Raw genomic sequence first — 19,900 nt, 5'->3', positions numbered from 1 at the left:
AAGTCCCCTTCAGGGGATTTAGGGGTGACATAAAATGATATTTTATTACAAATTGAAACTAACGTTGTTTTGATGTTTAATTTTTGGACACCCTCTTGTTCATTTTGATGTAAATATAATTTACTTCTTAACCAGGTCGTTTCCGATAAATACTTGATAATCTTTGATTCTTCCGGGAGCTTTGTCATCCATACGAGGGACATAAACAAAACCAGAAATTTCTGTTTCAACCCCTAAATCAATCACTAAGTGATGAGGATATTCCGGTTGGGTAATACTCCATGATGTATGCCAGAAATTAAAGGTCTGACCATCGATAGCATTTTCAGCGATGCCGTTTTCACCACTCGATTCTTCGCTGCTCACATAGGCAATTGTCCAGTTTTCGTGACTGATTGCTTTACCTTTTGCATCCAGAATATCGAATTCTGCGATAGCCGCATAACGATCACCATTCATTGCATTGAGAGCTTCAAGACAAAATAATCGGCCTTTCACTGTTTTATCAAACTTCACTGTTTGTGCTTCTCCTCCAGGTTTAAAAGATGCTTTTAACACCGGTTGCTTTTCTTTTATTTGAAGTTCACCCTGATTCCGTCGTGTACCTGAGAAATCGTTTTCAGGCTTTAACTGATCCAAAACAGGAGTTTCAACCCCTTCAATGGTCATTGCCTGCGGCCCCACAATATCCAATATCAAAATTTCGTTCTCACCCTTTTTCAACCAGGGTGCCGGGATAAACATAGTTTGTGTAGGACCAATATTCCAGTAACGTCCTAATGCATGTCCGTTAACCCATACTACTCCTTTACCCCATGTTGACACATCAAGATAAGTATCTCCCAGTTTATCAACCGTAAACGAACCTTTCCAAATACCCGGTTTGGTATTAGGTTCTGTTCTTTCAGAGTATTTTAGTCCGGCCAGCATCTGATCGTTGTAATCAAGATTGAAGATTTCCCATTGCCCCGTTTTAATTTCCTGTCCATTGCTTTTGAATGTTACCGGTGCATTCAAACCTTTACGATCGTGTACCTCTTTCCCAAAGTTGATACGACCCATTGCATGAACAAATATCTCTACAGTACTTTCTTGCTCACGTGCAGGAATAGTAACTGAATAATTACGTTTACGACGATCCATCAAACCAACTTCTTCCCCATCAACATAAACCCATGCAAAATCATTGGCTGCTCCAACACTAAATGTGCAGGCTGGTCCAGCAGATAATGTTGTTCGATAAACCATACTACCTCTTGCCTGGTCGTAATATTCCATATTCTTTGGCTCATCTCCAACAACCGGTTCAGGCAGATTATCAAATAAAGGTGCGAACTGTGATAAAGTTACTTTTTCGAAAGTGGTTGAAGGCATTGGTGCCGGTGGTTCAGGCAAGGCTTCTTCACCAGGCATCAGGTATCGCGAAATCAATTCCTGAGTCTCAAAAAACTTAGGCGTTGTTAACCCTGCTTCACTGATGGGTGCACCATAGTCATAGCTTGAACAGTCAGGCTTAAACGGACGATCAGCTCCACCCCAGAAACCAAATGAGGTTCCACCATGAGCCATATAAATACTAAAAGAAGCTCCTTCTTTCAGCATATATTCCATATCGCGCAGATAGGCTTCAGTATTTCCGAATGTATGTGGTGTTCCCCAGGTGTCGAACCATCCTGAGTAGAATTCTCCGCACATTAACGGACCTTCCGGCAGAATCTCACGCAATTTTGCAAATCCATCAGCAGGATCTGCACCAAAATTAACTACCGGAAATAAATCATCGCGATATCCTCGTTTTAATGTATGCTTAGGATTACATGAGAACAATGGCACATTAAATCCTGCGTCCAAAATAGCCTGACGCATCACTCCCATGTATTCAGCATCATCTGAATAAAAACCATATTCATTTTCAACCTGAACCATCAGTATTGGACCGCCATTGGTAATTTGCTGCGGACCCAAAACTCTGCCCACTTCTTTTAGGTAACGCTGAGAAGCTTCAACGTAACGAGGATCAGTGGAACGCAAAGCAATATCATCATATTTTAACAACCACCAGGGTAATCCTCCCATTTCCCATTCAGCACAGGCATATGGTCCGGGACGTAAAATCACCCAAAGACCTTCCTCCTGGGCCATTTCGCAGAACTCTGCAACATCAGCCTGACCTTCCCATGTAAATTCACCCGGTGTTCGTTCGTGATAGTTCCAGAATAAATAGGCACAAATGGTATTCATACCCAATGCCTTGGTCATTTGTAAACGGTGACGCCAATATTCTTTTGGTACACGTGCGAAGTGCATTTCTCCGCATCTGATCTGGAAAGGTTGTCCATCGATTAAAAAATCGTCTTTCCCAATTTCGAAAGTATGTTTTGGTTTTGCAGGCTGGCACGATGAAAAACTCATCGAAACAATCATTGATGCCAATACAATTAAACCAAAAAACGGCTTCATTCTTTTCATTATCGGTTTTGAATTTCGTTAGATTAAAATGTTGTATTTTTTGTTTACCATATTCTCAATTACAAAACAATAAAATACCTAAAAAAACAGATATCATATTTTCAGCGAAAACTGTCAGTAATTTGAAACATGAAGCACAAAAATGATACAAAATGAACGATGCTTTAACCAAGTCTGCATTCTAAACTATTTTGGCGCTTCAAGTAAGTTTTCTGACTTTTGTACTCTAAAATTATAGATGGGATTTGATGCAGTTAACGGAAGAACAACAACAAATAATTGAAACTGAAGGAAACCTGAAGGTGAATGCTGTCGCAGGATCGGGTAAAACAACAACAATATTGGAATATGCCAAACAAAGACGCCATAATACCATTTTATACATCGCTTTTAATAAATCGGTTCGTCAGGAAGCTGAATTAAAACTTCAGCAAATGGGTTTAAAAAATGTGCAGGTAGAAACAGCCCATTCGTTGGCTTATAAATATGTAGTACCGGGGTCATTCTATAAGATACGTTTTGGTTATCAACCGCACGAGTTGGTGCAAATTCTTCGCCTGCCTGTTAAAATTGGAGATTTAACTCATTTAAAACTGGCAAATCACGTTTACCAGTTTAGTTCATACTTTTGCAATAGTGCTGCGCAAAAAGTAGCAGATTTGGATTATCTTCAAACCATTCAGGAAACAGAAAGTTTAGAATTTGTACAAAAACATTACGATGCTATTTTGTATTATACTCGCCTCTTTCTGGCTAAGATGTACAACGGCGAAATTGAAATCATTCACGATTTCTACCTGAAGCAATTTCAATTATCCAATGTGCAGCTTCCTCATCAATATATTCTTTTTGATGAAGGACAAGATGCCTCACCTGCCATGTTACAGACCTTTCTGAATCAGAAAGCAAATAAAGTTATTATTGGTGACCAGCATCAACAAATTTATGCCTGGCGATTTGCAATCAATGCCTTACAAAATGTTGACTTCAAAACCTTGCATTTAAGTCAGAGTTTTCGATTTAACCACGAGATTGCAACCCTGGCCACATCTGTATTAAACCTAAAAAAACTCATTAATAAAACAGGCACATCTAAAATTAGCGGTTGTGGTAAGAATAATACAATCAGCACCCGCGCAACCCTGGCCCGATCAAACAGTAGTCTTTTATCGCGTGCTATAGAATTATTGATACAACAGCGCGAACTGACCAAAATTTATTTCGAAGGCCAGCTAAGCTCCTATACCTTTGCCGATGAAGGAGGATCAATCTATGATATTCTCAATTTGTACAACGGCGAAAAGCATATGATTAAAGATGCACAAATGGCTTCGATGCCTGGCTTTGAAGAATTAAAAGACTATGTTTCTGAGACCGGCAATAATAATTTAAAACCCTTGATAGAACTGGTTGAAAAGTATAACAAGGACTTACCCTATTACATGAAACGAATTAAGGATTCGGTGGTTGATAACACGCAAAAACACGAAGCCGAAATGATATTCTCAACGGTTCACAAGAGTAAAGGGATGGAATATGATGAAGTTTTTCTTCAGGAGGATTTTATAAATGAACAAAGTCTGATTGATGCAAAAGCTGGTATTAAAGCAGGAGAAATTAAACCTTCGATGCTGGAAGAAGAAATAAACCTTTTGTATGTAGCCGCAACCCGAACAAAAACTATGCTTCATATTCCAATCAAACTTTTACCAACCGGATTTTATGTTGAAGGAATGAAATCAATTACAACCGGCACAGCATTAAAACTCAAACAGGATTTTACCAACCGATCGCTTCCGAATAAAAATGCAAAATGGACCAGAAGTGAAGAAATAGAACTTAGTCAGTTATTTTTATCAGGTAAACCCATTGCACATATAGCCCGTTTACTAGGACGAAGCCAAACAGCCATTAAAAGCAGAATAGACAAACTGGATCTTTGGGAAAAATACTATTAAATAAGAAGGGATTTCATGCCGTTGCCTGAAATCCCTCTTTTAACCTAACCCAAATCTATGAAAAAAAATCTATTATTAAACAACAAGTACTGTGCCACAAACCCATAGGTAAATGTTATTATATGTTAATAATTGTATTTGAAAATTGCATAACCTTGCTTCCTAATCTGCATACTGGCAAACCAATAAGATGGTTGTTATTTAACAATACAAAAACAACCAAACCATTAAACCAACTATATTTTTTAGCAAGTCAATAGATATTCCTACATTAGCCAGTAAAATCAAAATAATTCAGATGGAAAATGTAGCACTTTTTTTAGCTGACGGATTTGAAGAAATTGAGGCTTTAACTCCCGTTGATGTTCTTCGTAGAGCAGGTATTCAGGTTACCACTATTTCAATCAGTAATACGGTTGAAGTTACAGGGGCACATCACATTATTGTAAAAGCAGATAAAGTAATTAATGAAATTGATTTTAATGAATTTAGCTGTATAGTTTTGCCAGGTGGCATGCCCGGAGCTTTAAACTTAAAGAAGCATCAGAAATTAAATAAAGTAATAACAGAATTTGCCCAACAAGGTAAACTTATCGGGGCTATTTGTGCTGCCCCTATTGTTCCGGGCTCATTAGGTCTGGCTAAAAATAAAAAAGTAACCTGCTACCCTGGTTTTGAAGATCAGTTAACAGATGCCCAGTATACAGGCAATTCAACTGAGCGAGATGGAAATCTGCTAACCGGAAAAGCAGCTGGAGCTTCCATGTCCTTCTCTTTGCAATTGGTCGAAATCCTTGCTGGAAAAGAAAAGGCAGATGAAATTGCTCAGAAAATGTTTGTTCAGCTTTAAACATTTACATACAATCCTCTCATTTCATGAATTAAGAGGATAAAACCATCCTACCTATATCATAAAATAATTTGAATTAAGATTAAAGAAACAATAAACTCTCAAAATGCTCTTATAAAACAAACAACAGTATTGTTCGTTATTGCTTATACATGAGAGTTATTTTTTAACGCAATAATTAATTAGAGATTTAATATTTTTGTATGATGGTTCTGTTATGAACCCTAACATTAATCAATTTTATTATGAAGAAGCAATTATTAGTAGCCATTATGGCAATATTCAGCTTAGGTGCTTTTGCACAAGTTAATAATAATGCACTTGGTTTGCGCTTTGGAGGCGGTAATTTCTTTGGAGCTGAAGTAAGTTATCAAAAAGGATTATCAAACATTAATCGTCTGGAAGCGGATCTTGGTCTTTATTCTTATTCAAATGGTAGTGGTTTTAACATTGCAGGTATCTATCAGTGGGTATGGAATATTGATGGTGGATTTAACTGGTATGCCGGTCCGGGTGCTGAGCTTGGAAGCTGGAGCTATAAAAGCAGTGTAACAGACGAAGGAAACGCTGGTTTTTATTTAGGAATTGGTGGTCAGGTTGGTATTGAATACAATTTTGATGAAATTCCTTTAAATATAAGTGTAGATACCCGACCAATGATTGGACTGGGAAATAGCTATAATCCATTCAACTTTGGATTGGCACTAGGAGTACGTTACGTATTTTAAAATCTTATACTATCATTAAAAAAGGTCGGAATTATCCGGCCTTTTTTAGTTTATGCCATACACATATTACCCTGGTAGTAAACATTTTTGAACCTTAACCAGGAATATCTTTTATAATTCTATCAATTTTCTTGAACCCAATGACTAGATTTTTGTTTAATATTTTGAATAAATCAATAAACAAATGAAGCCAATCATATACTGGTTCAGAAATGACCTGCGCTTATACGATAGCATAGCCTTACAAAAAGCAAGTGAAACCAATCAACCCATCATATTTGTATATATAATTAATTCTGATTGGTTTAAAATAAGCGAATTAGGGTTCAACAGAATAGGATCGTTTCGCTTAAACCAACTATATCAAAGCCTACACCGATTGAAATCAGAACTTCAATCGGTTAGTGCGAATTTGCATATATTTAAAGGCAACCCGACTGCTATTATCCCTGAATTAGCAAATAAAACAGATGCAAGTGATGTTTATGCCCATCATGAATATGCACCTTATGAATTAGAAGAAGAAAGAATCATTAATGAAAATGTAAACCTTCAATTGTATTGGGGTAATATGATTTACCCTCCAAACCATGTACCTTTTAGTGCCGATGTCAGCCCCTATTATTATACCAAATTTATGAAGAAGGTGATTGAGCTTCCTCCTGCTCCATTAATCACTAACACAAAATCCTTTAATACATACCAAGGAGTTATACCTATTGAAACATTAGAGCTACCTCTAATAAAGGAAACAATATCACCAGTTAAGCTGATGACGGACTATCTCCAAAGTGATTCGTTTACAAACTATCATATCTCAAGAGAATTATTTGAAGGCAATCATTACTCAAGTTTTCTCTCGCCATATTTAGCCGACGGTAGTTTATCGGCCAATTTGCTATACTACGAACTAAATAAAAGACAGAAACAGAATCCTGATTTGGAACAGTCAGTTGAAAAAATGAAACTCCAACTTATCTGGCGTGATTATTATCGTTTTTTATTTCTCAGGTACGACAACAAACTCTTTTATCGACATGGTATCCGAAATAAAAACCGCGACCGATATGATGATTCTGAAGCCTTTAATGCATGGCTAAATGGAAAAACGGATGAGCCTTTAATAAATGCATTTATGAATGAGTTACGAACAACCGGTTTTCTATCAAACAGAGGACGCATGTTGGTTTCGTATTACCTGTCGAAAGTAATGCAGGTTAACTGGTTGTGGGGTGCTGAATGGTTCGAACATATACTGATCGACTATGAGGTTTGTAACAATTATGGTAATTGGGCATATCAGGCTGGTGTTGGCACCGATAGTCGTTTCAACCGTAGTTTTAACCTGGCTAAGCAAGTCGAAAAATTTGACCCGAATAAAAGGTACATCGCAAAATGGTCGGGAGATACTAAAACGAAACAGAATCCTGTCAATCTTAAAATTCAATTTTAGTAAGCTTTTTATTTTGTTATTCTCTCAAGGGTAAGGTTTATTCAATCGCAATTTTTTATAAATTGCGCAGACCTTATTCACATCAATGGGAAAAATAAAAAAAAATACTAAAATGAACTCCCAAAGGGTTAATTTACTTGACCCTTCTCCCATAAAGTGTGTTTATTTGAATTCAAAAGCCATTCGAAATTTCTACGGGCATTCTAAAGGGCTTTTCGAATGCTGGATCTATTAGATTTTATCTTTTCCGCATTATTTAAGATTATCCAGCAAGTAAAATAAACAAATCAATGAAACACTTACTATATTTTGTGCTATTAGCATTACTATGTCAGGTTACTAAGGCGCAAGTCGATACAACTGATTATCAGAGAGCCGAACAATTTCTATCAACCAATCTTTCAAAGAAATACTATAATTATTGGGTATCACCAAACTGGGTTAACGAACAAAACGTTTTTTGGTATAGAAATAATACCCAAAAAGGAGTTGAATACATTAAGATCAATTTAAAAACATTAAAGAAAGAACCACTCTTTAACCAGGTTGAATTGGCTAAACAGCTTTCTAAATTATCGGAAAAGGAGATCTATCCCTATAAATTACCTGTTTGGATAAAAGGTATTACTAATAAAAATGGGCTGATTAATTTTTCATACAAGGATAAAGATTACACTTTTGACAATGCAACCTATTCCATACAAGAAGCAGAAAAAAAAGAGAAACAACCTTCTAATTACAGTCAATCGCCGGATAAGAAGCACACTCTTGCATTTATTGATTATAATATTTGGATTAAAAAAGATACGAACGATTCCATCCAACTAACAAGCGATGGTACCCAACAATATGGTTATGGCGTGACTCCTTCGTGGATGTCGCTTAAAAACATTGAATCCAAAGAAGACCATTTATTGGATTTGGATATCAACTGGAGCCCCAATAGCCAGTATGCTATTATTGCCCGTTACAACAGAACCAATGCACGAAACTTATACTTATATAAAACACTGCCTGATAAAGGTAACCGCGCTGAAGTATACAGCTATGAGCGACCACTGGCCGGCGATTCGTTAACCGCTACAGTTGAATATTACATTTATAATGCAGAACAATCGAATATTCAGAAACTGGATTTTGAACCCATGGCCACCTTTCTGAGTTTAAATTTTCGATGGAACAATAAAGGCACCAAAGCTTACCTTCTGAGATACTATCGTGGATACCAAATGATGGATATTTCCGAAGTAAATACTACTGACAACAGCATTAAAACTGTTTATAAAGAAACTGCAGCAACTTATGTTGATCCGAACATCTTTGACTATCGTATCCTGGATGATGGCAGCCTTATCCTTTTATCAGAAAAAGACGGTTGGAATCATCTTTATCGTTACGACTTAGAGTCTGGAAAATTATTAAACCAGATTACCAAAGGTGATTTTGTTGTTCGAAGTATAGAGCATATCGATACAAAATCAAAAACGATCTGGTTTACTGCGGGTGGCAAAGAAGAAAACACAGATCCATATCTGAAATTGTTATACAGTGCTAAATTCAATGGGCAATCCTTAAAACTACTGACACCTGAGAAAGCCGAACATAGCATTTCTATCTCAGCCGACAACCAGTTATTTGTTGATAATTATTCAACCGTACAAGAGCCTAATATTGCTGTTCTTCGAAGCTTAAAAGATGGAAAAGTTCTAAAAACAATTGAGCAGGGCGACATTTCTGAAATACTAAAAATGGGTTGGCAGGCACCTGAACCATTCAAAGCCAAAGGAAGGGATGGTAAGACTGATATTTATGGTGTGATTTATAAACCTGCCCATTTCGATCCATCAAAAAGTTATCCCATTATTGAAGGAACCTATAGTGGTCCACAAACCATAAGGGCTCCCAAGTCATTCAGAAGAGGATTGCTTAACGACGATACCCCGCTTGCTCAACTGGGATTTGTTCTTATCAACATCGACGGAATGGGTTCGGCATACCGTAGCAAAGCTTTTCATGACGTTTCCTATAAGAACCTGGGAGATATAGGTGGACCGGATAAAATGGCGGTAATTAAATCACTTGCTAAACGATACTCGTGGCTGGATACCACCCGGGTTGGTATTTTCGGGCACTCTGCCGGTGGATATGATGCAGCCAGAGCATTACTTGCCTATCCCGATTTTTACAAAGTAGGTGTGGCTGCTGCCGGTAATCACGATCACAGATCGGCGAAAGCCTGGTGGCCAGAGGTATATATGGGCTACCCGGAAGGACCACATTATGATGAACAATCGAACTATTACAACGCTGATAAATTAGAAGGACATTTGCTCCTTATTCATGGCGATATGGATCAAAATGTTAATACAACAGCATCCATGCGTTTCGCTGCTGAATTAATCAAAGCCAACAAGGATTTTGATTTATTGATTGTTCCGGGAAAAGATCATAGTACCACCTACTACGATAAATATGTTATTCGTAAACGATGGGATTACTTTGTGAGATATCTGATGGGTGTTGAACCACCCAAAAACTATAAGATAAAGTAATCATCACAACAAACAACGATCTACTAACCTTTAACTAATTACTACCGATAGCGATCGGGATAACTAAAAAACAAAACCATGTTTAAAAAAGAAACCTATATAAACCGCCGCCAGCAATTGGCTAAGGATGTTGACAAAGGAATTATTCTCTTTATTGGTAATTCCGAAAGCCCGATGAACTATGCTGATAATACATATCATTTTCGTCAGGATAGCAGTTTCCTGTATTTCTTCGGATTAGATCACCCTGATTTAGTTGCTATTATTGACACCGAGAGTAACGAGACAACCGTGTATGGCAACGATTATACCATTGACGACATTGTTTGGATGGGTAATCAACCAACCATTGCCAGCAGAGCCCAACAATGTGGTGTCAGCAAAAGCGCAACTCTTAATCAGCTGAGCCTTGATTTGCAGGAAGCTCAGAGCAAGGGTAGACAAATTCATTTTCTACCTCTTTATCGTGCCGAAAGCAAAATTAAACTATTTCAATGGCTCGGTATAAGACCCGATCAGTTAAAAGAACAAGCCTCACTTGAATTGATACATGCTGTAATCAAACAACGTAATTACAAAACAGATGAGGAAATTGTAGAAATTGAAAAAGCTGTCAATACCACAGTTGATATGCATCTGGCAGCGATGCGAATGGCTCGCCCCGGCATAAGAGAAGCAGAAATTGCAGCCGAGGTGGAACGCATTGCACTGGCAGCCGGTGGTCATATTGCATTTCCGGTTATAGGTACCATTAACGGTCAAACCCTGCATAACCATTATCATGGAAACACCCTGCACGAAGGCGGTATGTTTCTGCTCGATGCCGGTGCTGAAACCGCTATGGGCTATGCCGGTGACATGTCAAGCACCTTCCCGATAAACAAAACCTTTAGTAATCAGCAAAAAGAAATCTACCAGGTAGCCCTCAATGCGCATAACAGAGCCATTGAATTACTGCAGCCGGGTGTTGCCTTCAAAGACATTTATTTTGAATCAGCCCGCGAGATTATGAGGGGAATGAAAGATCTTGGTTTTGTTAAAGGCGACATTGACGAAGGAATAGCAGAAGGTGCCCATGCCATGTTCTTCCCTTGTGGTCTGGGACATATGATGGGACTGGATGTACACGATATGGAAGATCTTGGTGAACAATACGTAGGCTATCACAACGAAGCCAAGAGTACACAATTCGGACTTAAGTCATTACGATTAGGTCGAAAACTAGAACCAGGATTTGTATTAACCATAGAACCAGGCATTTATTTCATTCCCCAGCTCATCGATTTATGGAAAAATGAAAAACGTTTTCAAAAATATCTTAACTTCACTAAATTAGAGCAGTATAAAAATTTTGGTGGATGTCGTAATGAAGAGGACTTTTTGATTACCGAATCAGGAGCACGTTTATTGGGGAAACCTCTTCCAAAATCCATCGAAGATGTGGAAAACGAACGATTGAAAGCATTTTAACCAGTTCAATATGAAAATACTATCAGGGGAAATAATTGAATCTGCAGCCGAACCTCACCTTTGGATCGATGCTATGGAAGTTGCATTGCAAGCCTTAAAAGACGCAGATTACAAAACTCCGGACCGCATGCATGTATCAATGGATGCCAACACCTTATTAATCATGCCTTCAGTTGGCCCTGATTTATTTTCAACCAAACTGGTATCTGTTTTTCCATCCAATGTTAAGCAACCTGCCATTCAGGGAACATTGATTCTGAATGATGGTGCTACCGGCGAAGCTCTTGCGGTATTCAATGGTGCTAAGATAACAGCCATGCGTACCGCTGCGGTGGCCTGTGTTGGTATTCGTCACCTGTCAGACCCTATGTCACAATACCTGGGTATTATAGGTGCCGGAGTACAGGGACAACACCTAGCCTGGCTGGCAACTCATGAGCGTGATCTGGAACGAATCTATTTCTATGATCCATCACATCAAAAGGTGGTTGAATTTATGCAGTTTATGCACAAACATGCTCCACATATAGAAGTAGCTCCCTGCGAAGATGAACAGCAGGTAATAACCAATTCTGAGATCGTTTGTACAGCAACTACATCAAAATTGCCGGTTATCCCCAATCTTGAAGACCTGCTGCTGGGTAAAACCTTTATCAGCATTGGATCTTATAAACCTGATATGCGTGAGGTACCCGAATCAGTTTACCGTCTGATCGACACTGTTTGGATCGATTCCGAACTGGCCAAACTTGAAAGTGGTGACCTCATTCACCCGATCGAAAACGAATGGATCAAACCCACTCAGATCAAACATCTTTCAACTCTTATACAACAACCCAACGAATTAGGATTTAGAGAAACCAGGCTCTTTAAAAGTGTTGGCAACGGCATCTTCGACCTGTTTGCTGCCAAGCTGGTTTATCAAAAAGCAATGGAGAAAAAACTGGGCTTTGATGTTGCCCTATAAAAAAGATTCAATTCAAAAATGATTACAATTGACAATTATTTAGACAATCATTACATCGGCAGAAGTAATTGGTTGAGGGCAGTTGTATTGGGAGCCAACGACGGTATTATATCCGTTTCGAGTTTATCGATAGGTATTGCTACCGCAAGTAATTCGCGTGAAACCATTTTAATGGCTACCATTGCCGGACTGGTGGCTGGTGCCTTATCCATGGCTGCCGGCGAATATGTTTCGGTGAGTTCACAAACCGATATTGAGCAGGCCGACATTAAAAGAGAAGCACAGGAATTGAAGGATTATCCTGAAAACGAATTAGAAATACTTGCCCAGATTTATGAACGAAGAGGTTTAAAACCTGAGACAGCAAAACAGGTTGCACAGGAATTAACCGAATACGATGCACTGGGTGCACATGTCAGGGACGAACTGGGAATTAATGAAATTACTCAGGCTAACCCTATTCAGGCTGCCTTGGCATCAGGTGCAGCTTTTACAGCTGGTGGTATCTTACCCCTGCTTGTTGCCATACTAGCTCCGGTAATACATATGGAGTATTTCCTGTATGCTTTTACCATTGTATCCTTGGTTTTATTGGGCACAGTTTCAGCTAAAACAGGAGGTTCAAGCCTGAAAAAAGGAATTATAAGAATTGTTATCTGGGGTACCATTGCAATGGGTTTATCGGCCTTTGTAGGATATTTATTTGGAGTAAGTATCTGATATTATTCTCAAAGCAGTGTTTGGCTTCTGTTCCTGATCATTTCTGTTATTCAAATAAAATACCTGCATTATGATTATCCTGAAAGACTGGAGTTGGCAACCACCTGTAAACTGGCAACAAATTAAAACTGTTGATTTGCACACGGGTGGTGAACCCCTGAGGGTATTGTACGATGGATTGCCCGATATTAAAGGCAGTACCATTCTAGAGAAAAGAAGGTATTTTAAAACCCACCTGGATGTCATCAGGACAGGTACCATGTTTGAACCACGTGGACATGCCGATATGTATGGTGCTATAATTACTGAACCGGTGACTGACAAGGCCGATTTCGGCACATTTTTTCTGCATAACGAAGGCTACAGCACAATGTGCGGCCATGCCATCATTGCACTTACCAAATTAGTATTTGATACAGGAATGATCCATAAAAAAGGAGACACTCCTGAACTAATTATAGATGCACCTCCCGGGCTCATCAGAGCAAAAGCCTACAGAAAAAACAATGTAGTTGACAAGGTCAGCTTTCTAAATGTTCCGTCATTTGTTCTGTATAGCGATGAAACAATACAAGTGGATGGAATTGGCGAAATAAAGTTTGATGTAGCATTTGGCGGGGCTTTTTACGCGTTTGTGGATGCAGATTCCCTTCAACTAAGATTAGATGCCAACAATTACAATCAACTCATTGACTGGGGCCGCAAAATTAAAAAGGCCGTGATGGCGCAGTTCCCTATCACCCATCCTTTTGAAAGAGATCTGAGCTTCCTTTATGGCACTATTTTTACTGGTAAGGCTTTTAACACTAATCATCACAGCCGCAACGTATGCGTGTTTGCCGAAGGCGAAGTAGACCGTTCGGCAACCGGATCAGGCGTCAGTGCTCGAGCAGCTTTACATTATGCCAAAGGTGATCTGCAACCCGGACAATCCATTACCATCGAAAGTATACTAGGCACTACTATGGAAGTAAAAATTGCTGAGATCACTTCTTACGGACCTTATGAGGCTGTTGTGCCCGAAGTAAGCGGGACGGCACACCTGACAGGTAAAAACGAATTCTGGTTTGATCCGAATGATCCTTTAAGAGAAGGATTTATATTCAGATAGATGTAAAATAAAAATAGTACTAAAAAAGAATTCATGATTAAAAGTTTTATCGACTAAAATTTGATAATTCTAACAAACTATTAAACCCGAATCATTTCATAGATAAGCAATTGTCTAACTGGAAATAAAAGATTTTAACCTATGAAAAAATATATTAGAAATAGCAGTGATAAAGAAGAATTCCAGGTATCAAGAGTTGCATCTTTTAGTGATGGAGTTTTTGCATTTGCTATTACATTACTTGTTATTGACATTAAAATGCCCACATTAAATGCTCATTCTATTAACGATGCCCTATTGTGGAATGAATTAAAACATCTATTACCTAAATTCATTGGTTTCGCTGTTAGTTTTTTTGTTATTGGCATGTATTGGCTCACGCATCATAGATTATTTAAATTTGTAACAGCAATAAATACAAAACTATTGTGGAATAATCTTTTGTTCTTACTACCCATTGTTCTCATGCCATTTAGCACTTCATTTTTTACTGAATATTTTACCGGATCGCTAAAAGTACCATTCACATTTTACACCCTAACAATTTGCTTATCAGGATTCTTCTGCTATAAACTATGGAAAATCATTGGAAACCCACAATACAAAATAAGTAGTAATCCAGGCAAAGTAATTGTAAACTATAACATTACCAGAGCATTGATCGTTCCTGTATTATTTATAATTACATTACTAGTCTCATTTATTACTGGTTGGGCATATTTTTTACCAATTCTAATATTCTTTGTTCCACGATTAATTACACAATACTATTCTAAAAAGTTTCCAACTATTATGAAGGAGCATTATAGATAATTGCATTCAAATCATCATATAAAAACAGGCTTTAAATATTTGTTATTAGAGGATAATTATTGGTTAATTCTTTTTTAATCCGTGTTTTGCAAAGAAGCATATGACAACAATCAAGGAATTCAAAGGATACTAATAATGAGTGACATCACTTAATTGTTTTACTATCTTTGATTATCCTTAAATATAACCAGTTATGAAAAAATCCCATCTCTCTCTCATTATTATTTTTTCTTTACTATGTACTTTTTCAAGCCAGGCACAAAGAAATCGTTTTAAAGATTTAATTGGAAAAAGTTTTCCTCTGGATTCAATCCGATCACACGACCCGGTTATTATAAAACAGGATTCGGTTTATTACGTTTTCTCAACCGGATTTGGTATCAGTGTTTTATCTTCAAATGACATGGTAAACTGGACCATCGAAGCACCTGTATTTAATCAACCACCACAGTGGGCTACAGAGACGATACCCGAATACAAGGGCCATACCTGGGCTCCTGATATCAGCTATTTCAATGGTCAGTACTACCTTTACTATTCGGTTTCGGCCTTTGGTAAAAACACCTCATGTATTGGTGTTGCCACCAATAAGACCTTGCATCCATACGACCCTGATTTCGAATGGGTTGATCATGGTAAAGTCATTCAGTCTTTTCCGGGTAAAACCAATTGGAATGCAATCGACGGAAACTTAATTGTTGATGAGCAAGGAACGCCCTGGCTTGCCTTTGGATCGTTCTGGGGAGGTTTGCAACTAATACAACTTAGTGATGATGGATTAACAACAGCTAAATCTTCTGATAACACACATACGATAGCCTCACGAAGGACCAGTAAAGATGATCGCCGGGAAAACAGTATTGAAGCACCATTCATTTATAAAAAAGGAGACTATTACTACCTGTTTGCCTCCATTGATTTTTGCTGCCGTGGCTTAAATAGTACCTATAAAATCATTATTGGAAGGGCTAAAACGGTTGACGGTCCATACCTTGACAAAGATGGGAAACGACTTGATCAGGGAGGTGGTACGCTATTATTGCAGGGTGACGACCGTTGGGCCGGTGTGGGACATAACGGCGTTGCATTCATAGATGGAAAAGATATTATCGTATACCATGGCTACGACAGGAATGAAAATGGCCGATCAAAACTTCTGATTGATGAATTAAGTTGGAAAGATGGCTGGCCGGAATTAAAGAATCACTAGATTCTATTTATTACTATGTTTTAGTGAACTATTAATTATCCTCTGAGAACTTTATAAGGTATATTCACTTTCCATTCAATTAAATAAGACGATTATGCAGATTAGCCTCTCGAGCCATATAAAAAATTATATTGAGCTTAATGAAAGTGAGGAACAATTATTAGAAAAATACATTAAGTCTCGAACCATCAAAAAGAAGGAACATTTACTTTTAAATGGACAAGTATGCAGGTCATTATTTTTTGTTGAAAAAGGTTGTTTACGAATGTATTATATAAACTCAAAAGCTAGTGAACAGATAACACAATTTGCCATAGAAGGTTGGTGGTTGGCCGATTATAATAGCTTTATGGAAAATCAGCCATCTGAGTATAATATTCAAGCTATTGAAGCCTCAAAAATTATATCAATAGACATTCAGCAATTTGACAACTTACTTAAAGAACTACCACAATTAGAACGTTATTTTAGAATCATCATGCAGAAAAACCTTGCGGCCTCTCAGCAAAGAAATAAGTATTTATATGAGATGTCGAAAGAAGAGTTTTACCTTCATTTTAGCACTTCGTTTCCGCAGTTTGTCCAACGTGTTCCGCAATATATGATTGCTTCATACCTGGGACTCACCCCTGAATATGTAAGCGAATTACGTAAAAAGAAATAGCAGTTTACTTTCTTAAACCAGCTTAATTTTTTTGAATTTCAACTCCCCTAGTTTTGTATCCATAAGATTAAAACGATAAAATTTTAAAAAATGGAAGCAAAAGAAATAGTATTAGCTGCTATGAAAAAATTTGGGGCACCCTTAAATGCCGGAAAGATTGTCGAGATAACTGGTCTTGACCGAAAAGAGGTCGATAAAGCAATGGCTTCATTAAAAAAAGAGGAGGCTATCGCATCTCCTAAAAGATGTTACTGGCAGGCAAAATAACTCATCAGTCAGTTACATAAAAATCAAAAAAGTAAAAACAAATTAATTTCAGAGATTCAAGAATCTTAAAGGTAAAATTATGTCAAAAACTATATTCTTAGCAGGATCAACAGGTGCCATCGGACAAGTTCTTTCAAAATTATTAGTCGCTAATGGCTGGAAGGTATACGGTATGACTCGCTCAAAAGAGAAAATTGCTATGCTTCAAGAAATGTGTGTTGAGCCAGTAGTGTTGGATGTATATGATGCAGAACTCTTAAAAGATAAACTAGCGATTATTAAACCTGATGTTGTAATTCATCAGCTTACTGACCTTCCATATGCACTAAACGCTGATGAAATGACAGCGGCTCTGGAAAGAAATGCTCGTTTGAGAACGGAAGGAACAAAAAATCTTGTAGATGCAGCTGTTAATGCTGGATGTAAGCGAATTATTGCACAAAGTATTTCATTCATTTACGATGATGCTCCAATACCGCACACCGAAGAGGATGCATTATTGCCACTGAGTCACCCTGTATATGGTGAGACTGCGGAGGGTGTTCGCAATTTAGAAAAACAGGTAATAGAATCCGGAATTGAAGGTATTGTTCTGCGTTATGGTCTTCTCTATGGTCCTCGTACGGGCTTTAATGAACCAATTGTTCCTGCCTCAGTTCACGTTGAAGCAGCTGCGAAAGCGACAGAAATAGCAGTTACAAAAGGCGTAACCGGCATTTATAATGTTACCGAAGCCCATGAATCAATTTCTTGTGAGAAAGCCATCAATACTTTTGGCTGGGATGAAAATTGGCGAGTGAATTAATAAGAATAACAAAATATTTATGCCCACAAGTTTAAGGTTGAATTTGTGGGCATTTTATTTAAAACTCTATTATTCTGAATTCTTTCATTTATTATTAGGAATACTCTAATAAGTTTAAATATGTGAGTTTTTATGGTATGTAAATTGTAATAAAAGAAGATTGACAGAAGAAAATTGAATTATCATAGTTAAAATAAAGTTACACAATTACACAATCATCCAATTTTCAAATATTTAAACATAACACAACGAAATATAAATCAACAAACGAAATAGTTTCATCATTAGACAAATATCCAACACATTAAATATAATTGATATATTAGTGGTCAGAAATTTTGCTGTGCAGAATGTTTCTATACCCTATCAGTCAATTAACACATAACTAAACCTAAATAAAACCTACTTAACATTCTATGTATCCTTTTAGAATCTAAATACGTAAAGCAATATCATAATTTAAATAACCTAAGCCCGAAAGGGTCTTTTAATTCTTAACCTAATAATTTATAAATGAAAAGATCATTTACACTATCAGCCGTTTTGCTGCTTTCTATCGTAACTTTTGCCCAAAGCAGTTCCCTTAATTCCAGATTATTACCTTCTAAAAACTGTAAAAAATCAATGGTAAGTTATCACAAAGGTGGACTTTCTCCTGAATTAAAATCAATCAAGGCATCGTACCGTCTTGATAATGCTATTGTGAATTCTGAGGGTACTGACGTTGCAAAACTGGACTATCTGTATGATGAATCTAACAGATCAACTTCATATGTTTCGTATTATGCCGATGAAACAGGCAACTGGGAAACCAGCTGGAAGGAAGAGTATGAATACGATACGAACAACCGGATTGCTGCCTATGAAGAATATGAATTTGATGCTCAATGGTATAAGTACAGCAGAACTGAATATACATACGACACAGAAAATAAGATTGAAACGGAACTGTACTATACTCCTACAAATGATGTTTGGATTTTAAGATATAAAAACGAATATTTTTATACTGCCGCAGCAGAGATTGATTATGTAAACGCTTATTCGTATAGTGCAGGTGTTTATACCCTTAGCGACAAAATTGAATATAATTACAATGAGAGTGGTACTTTAAACAATACTCTTGAATCGAGTTATTATAGTGAAGAATGGCATCCCACCTATAAAGTGGAATACATTTATGACGAAAATGATTTGATGACTGTTGCCACTTCGTTGGATTACAGTGGAGATACCTGGGTGAACAGTTACAAGGAAGAATTCGTACGTGACGAATATGGTAATATTTCAGAATATATTGATTTTGAATGGGATGCTGACTTAGGCTGGTTGGAAGATTATAAAGAAATTTTTACCCATGATAATACAGCCGTTTATGATGATCTGACACTTCCTTTTGCCTATGAACGTGACGCAAGCTTATTTTTTACTCATAAACTAAATACTGCTACCGATTACTACTTTATCGACAACGATTGGTACGAAATTGCAGTAATTACATTTAATTACTTCAGCGGTACTCCTACTGGAACAACAGAGAAAGTAGAAACTAAAATAGAATTATACCCCAACCCGGTTGTTAATGAACTAACCATAAGCACAGGTGGTGCTAATTCTGCACGTTTGGAACTATACGATATTACCGGTAATAAGGTAAAAGAAATTCAGGTTAAACAAGGTTTGAAAGTAAATGTCGAAGACCTTACACCCGGCATCTATATTTACAACCTTGTAACTAACAATGGTACTACCAAATGTGGTAAATTAATGAAGAAATAAGTTTTAAATACGATTTTTTAAACCGACCGCTTTTCCGGTCGGTTTTTTTGTGCCGAATCTATTTACACCAACCGAAGCAATTAT

The 19,900-nt window shown here is 37.4% G+C and carries 16 protein-coding genes; 15 read left to right on the top strand and 1 reads right to left on the bottom strand.

Going from position 1 to position 19,900, the window contains the following annotated elements:
* Nucleotides 1-120: 120 nt before the first annotated feature.
* Nucleotides 121-2,469, bottom strand: a complete 2,349-nt coding sequence (locus tag ACRD62_RS09095) for a beta-galactosidase (protein WP_430819821.1) — start codon at nt 2,467-2,469, stop codon at nt 121-123.
* Between the two features lie 248 nt (nt 2,470-2,717).
* On the opposite strand from ACRD62_RS09095, the gene ACRD62_RS09090 reads away from it, so the two are divergent.
* The 15 genes from ACRD62_RS09090 (at nt 2,718) to ACRD62_RS09020 (ending at nt 19,816) form a co-directional block, all read left to right on the top strand.
* Nucleotides 2,718-4,427, top strand: coding sequence for a UvrD-helicase domain-containing protein (locus ACRD62_RS09090; RefSeq protein WP_430819820.1), 1,710 nt, complete (start codon nt 2,718-2,720; stop codon nt 4,425-4,427).
* A gap of 298 nt (nt 4,428-4,725) precedes the next feature.
* On the top strand, nt 4,726-5,277 hold the full coding sequence (locus ACRD62_RS09085) for a DJ-1 family glyoxalase III (protein ID WP_430819819.1): 552 nt from the start codon (nt 4,726-4,728) through the stop codon (nt 5,275-5,277).
* Between the two features lie 245 nt (nt 5,278-5,522).
* Nucleotides 5,523-6,005, top strand: a complete 483-nt coding sequence (locus ACRD62_RS09080) for a hypothetical protein (RefSeq protein WP_430819818.1) — start codon at nt 5,523-5,525, stop codon at nt 6,003-6,005.
* 184 nt (nt 6,006-6,189) lie between these two features.
* Nucleotides 6,190-7,458, top strand: a complete 1,269-nt coding sequence (locus ACRD62_RS09075; protein WP_430819817.1) for an FAD-binding domain-containing protein — start codon at nt 6,190-6,192, stop codon at nt 7,456-7,458.
* Between the two features lie 290 nt (nt 7,459-7,748).
* Nucleotides 7,749-10,010, top strand: coding sequence for a S9 family peptidase (locus ACRD62_RS09070; RefSeq protein WP_430819816.1), 2,262 nt, complete (start codon nt 7,749-7,751; stop codon nt 10,008-10,010).
* Between the two features lie 78 nt (nt 10,011-10,088).
* A complete protein-coding gene (locus ACRD62_RS09065; protein WP_430819815.1) occupies nt 10,089-11,480 on the top strand; it encodes an aminopeptidase P family protein in 1,392 nt (463 codons plus the stop codon).
* A 10-nt stretch (nt 11,481-11,490) separates the two neighbouring features.
* A complete protein-coding gene (locus ACRD62_RS09060) occupies nt 11,491-12,447 on the top strand; it encodes an ornithine cyclodeaminase family protein (protein WP_430819814.1) in 957 nt (318 codons plus the stop codon).
* Between the two features lie 18 nt (nt 12,448-12,465).
* Complete coding sequence (locus tag ACRD62_RS09055) at nt 12,466-13,167, top strand: VIT1/CCC1 transporter family protein (protein WP_430819813.1); 702 nt, start codon at nt 12,466-12,468, stop codon at nt 13,165-13,167.
* A gap of 70 nt (nt 13,168-13,237) precedes the next feature.
* Nucleotides 13,238-14,278 (top strand): proline racemase family protein, encoded by a 1,041-nt coding sequence (locus tag ACRD62_RS09050; RefSeq protein ID WP_430819812.1) that lies wholly within the window; start codon nt 13,238-13,240, stop codon nt 14,276-14,278.
* Nucleotides 14,279-14,419: 141 nt separating this feature from the next.
* Nucleotides 14,420-15,091 carry a TMEM175 family protein gene (locus tag ACRD62_RS09045; RefSeq protein WP_430819811.1) on the top strand — a complete coding sequence of 224 codons (672 nt, stop codon included), beginning with the start codon at nt 14,420-14,422 and terminating at the stop codon, nt 15,089-15,091.
* Nucleotides 15,092-15,284: 193 nt separating this feature from the next.
* On the top strand, nt 15,285-16,301 hold the full coding sequence (locus tag ACRD62_RS09040) for an arabinan endo-1,5-alpha-L-arabinosidase (RefSeq protein ID WP_430819810.1): 1,017 nt from the start codon (nt 15,285-15,287) through the stop codon (nt 16,299-16,301).
* Between the two features lie 94 nt (nt 16,302-16,395).
* Nucleotides 16,396-16,965 (top strand): Crp/Fnr family transcriptional regulator, encoded by a 570-nt coding sequence (locus tag ACRD62_RS09035; RefSeq protein WP_430819809.1) that lies wholly within the window; start codon nt 16,396-16,398, stop codon nt 16,963-16,965.
* A gap of 90 nt (nt 16,966-17,055) precedes the next feature.
* Nucleotides 17,056-17,232, top strand: coding sequence for a hypothetical protein (locus tag ACRD62_RS09030; protein ID WP_430819808.1), 177 nt, complete (start codon nt 17,056-17,058; stop codon nt 17,230-17,232).
* Between the two features lie 79 nt (nt 17,233-17,311).
* Nucleotides 17,312-18,037, top strand: a complete 726-nt coding sequence (locus ACRD62_RS09025; protein WP_430819807.1) for an NAD-dependent epimerase/dehydratase family protein — start codon at nt 17,312-17,314, stop codon at nt 18,035-18,037.
* A 513-nt stretch (nt 18,038-18,550) separates the two neighbouring features.
* Nucleotides 18,551-19,816: a T9SS type A sorting domain-containing protein gene (locus tag ACRD62_RS09020; RefSeq protein ID WP_430819806.1), complete on the top strand. Its 1,266-nt coding sequence runs from the start codon at nt 18,551-18,553 to the stop codon at nt 19,814-19,816.
* Nucleotides 19,817-19,900: the final 84 nt, after the last annotated feature.

It is taken from the genome of Carboxylicivirga caseinilyticus, from assembly GCF_050589785.1.
Lineage (GTDB): Bacteria > Bacteroidota > Bacteroidia > Bacteroidales > Marinilabiliaceae > Carboxylicivirga > Carboxylicivirga caseinilyticus.
Note: the sequence above shows the minus strand (reverse complement) of the source record. Positions and strands in the feature narration are given on the sequence as shown.

Coding starts and splice junctions, on each gene's coding strand:
- ACRD62_RS09095 (WP_430819821.1), bottom strand. CDS start 2,469: ATGAAAAGAATGAAGCCGTTTTTTGGTTTAATTGTATTGGCATCAATG.
- ACRD62_RS09090 (WP_430819820.1), top strand. CDS start 2,718: ATGCAGTTAACGGAAGAACAACAACAAATAATTGAAACTGAAGGAAAC.
- ACRD62_RS09085 (WP_430819819.1), top strand. CDS start 4,726: ATGGAAAATGTAGCACTTTTTTTAGCTGACGGATTTGAAGAAATTGAG.
- ACRD62_RS09080 (WP_430819818.1), top strand. CDS start 5,523: ATGAAGAAGCAATTATTAGTAGCCATTATGGCAATATTCAGCTTAGGT.
- ACRD62_RS09075 (WP_430819817.1), top strand. CDS start 6,190: ATGAAGCCAATCATATACTGGTTCAGAAATGACCTGCGCTTATACGAT.
- ACRD62_RS09070 (WP_430819816.1), top strand. CDS start 7,749: ATGAAACACTTACTATATTTTGTGCTATTAGCATTACTATGTCAGGTT.
- ACRD62_RS09065 (WP_430819815.1), top strand. CDS start 10,089: ATGTTTAAAAAAGAAACCTATATAAACCGCCGCCAGCAATTGGCTAAG.
- ACRD62_RS09060 (WP_430819814.1), top strand. CDS start 11,491: ATGAAAATACTATCAGGGGAAATAATTGAATCTGCAGCCGAACCTCAC.
- ACRD62_RS09055 (WP_430819813.1), top strand. CDS start 12,466: ATGATTACAATTGACAATTATTTAGACAATCATTACATCGGCAGAAGT.
- ACRD62_RS09050 (WP_430819812.1), top strand. CDS start 13,238: ATGATTATCCTGAAAGACTGGAGTTGGCAACCACCTGTAAACTGGCAA.
- ACRD62_RS09045 (WP_430819811.1), top strand. CDS start 14,420: ATGAAAAAATATATTAGAAATAGCAGTGATAAAGAAGAATTCCAGGTA.
- ACRD62_RS09040 (WP_430819810.1), top strand. CDS start 15,285: ATGAAAAAATCCCATCTCTCTCTCATTATTATTTTTTCTTTACTATGT.
- ACRD62_RS09035 (WP_430819809.1), top strand. CDS start 16,396: ATGCAGATTAGCCTCTCGAGCCATATAAAAAATTATATTGAGCTTAAT.
- ACRD62_RS09030 (WP_430819808.1), top strand. CDS start 17,056: ATGGAAGCAAAAGAAATAGTATTAGCTGCTATGAAAAAATTTGGGGCA.
- ACRD62_RS09025 (WP_430819807.1), top strand. CDS start 17,312: ATGTCAAAAACTATATTCTTAGCAGGATCAACAGGTGCCATCGGACAA.
- ACRD62_RS09020 (WP_430819806.1), top strand. CDS start 18,551: ATGAAAAGATCATTTACACTATCAGCCGTTTTGCTGCTTTCTATCGTA.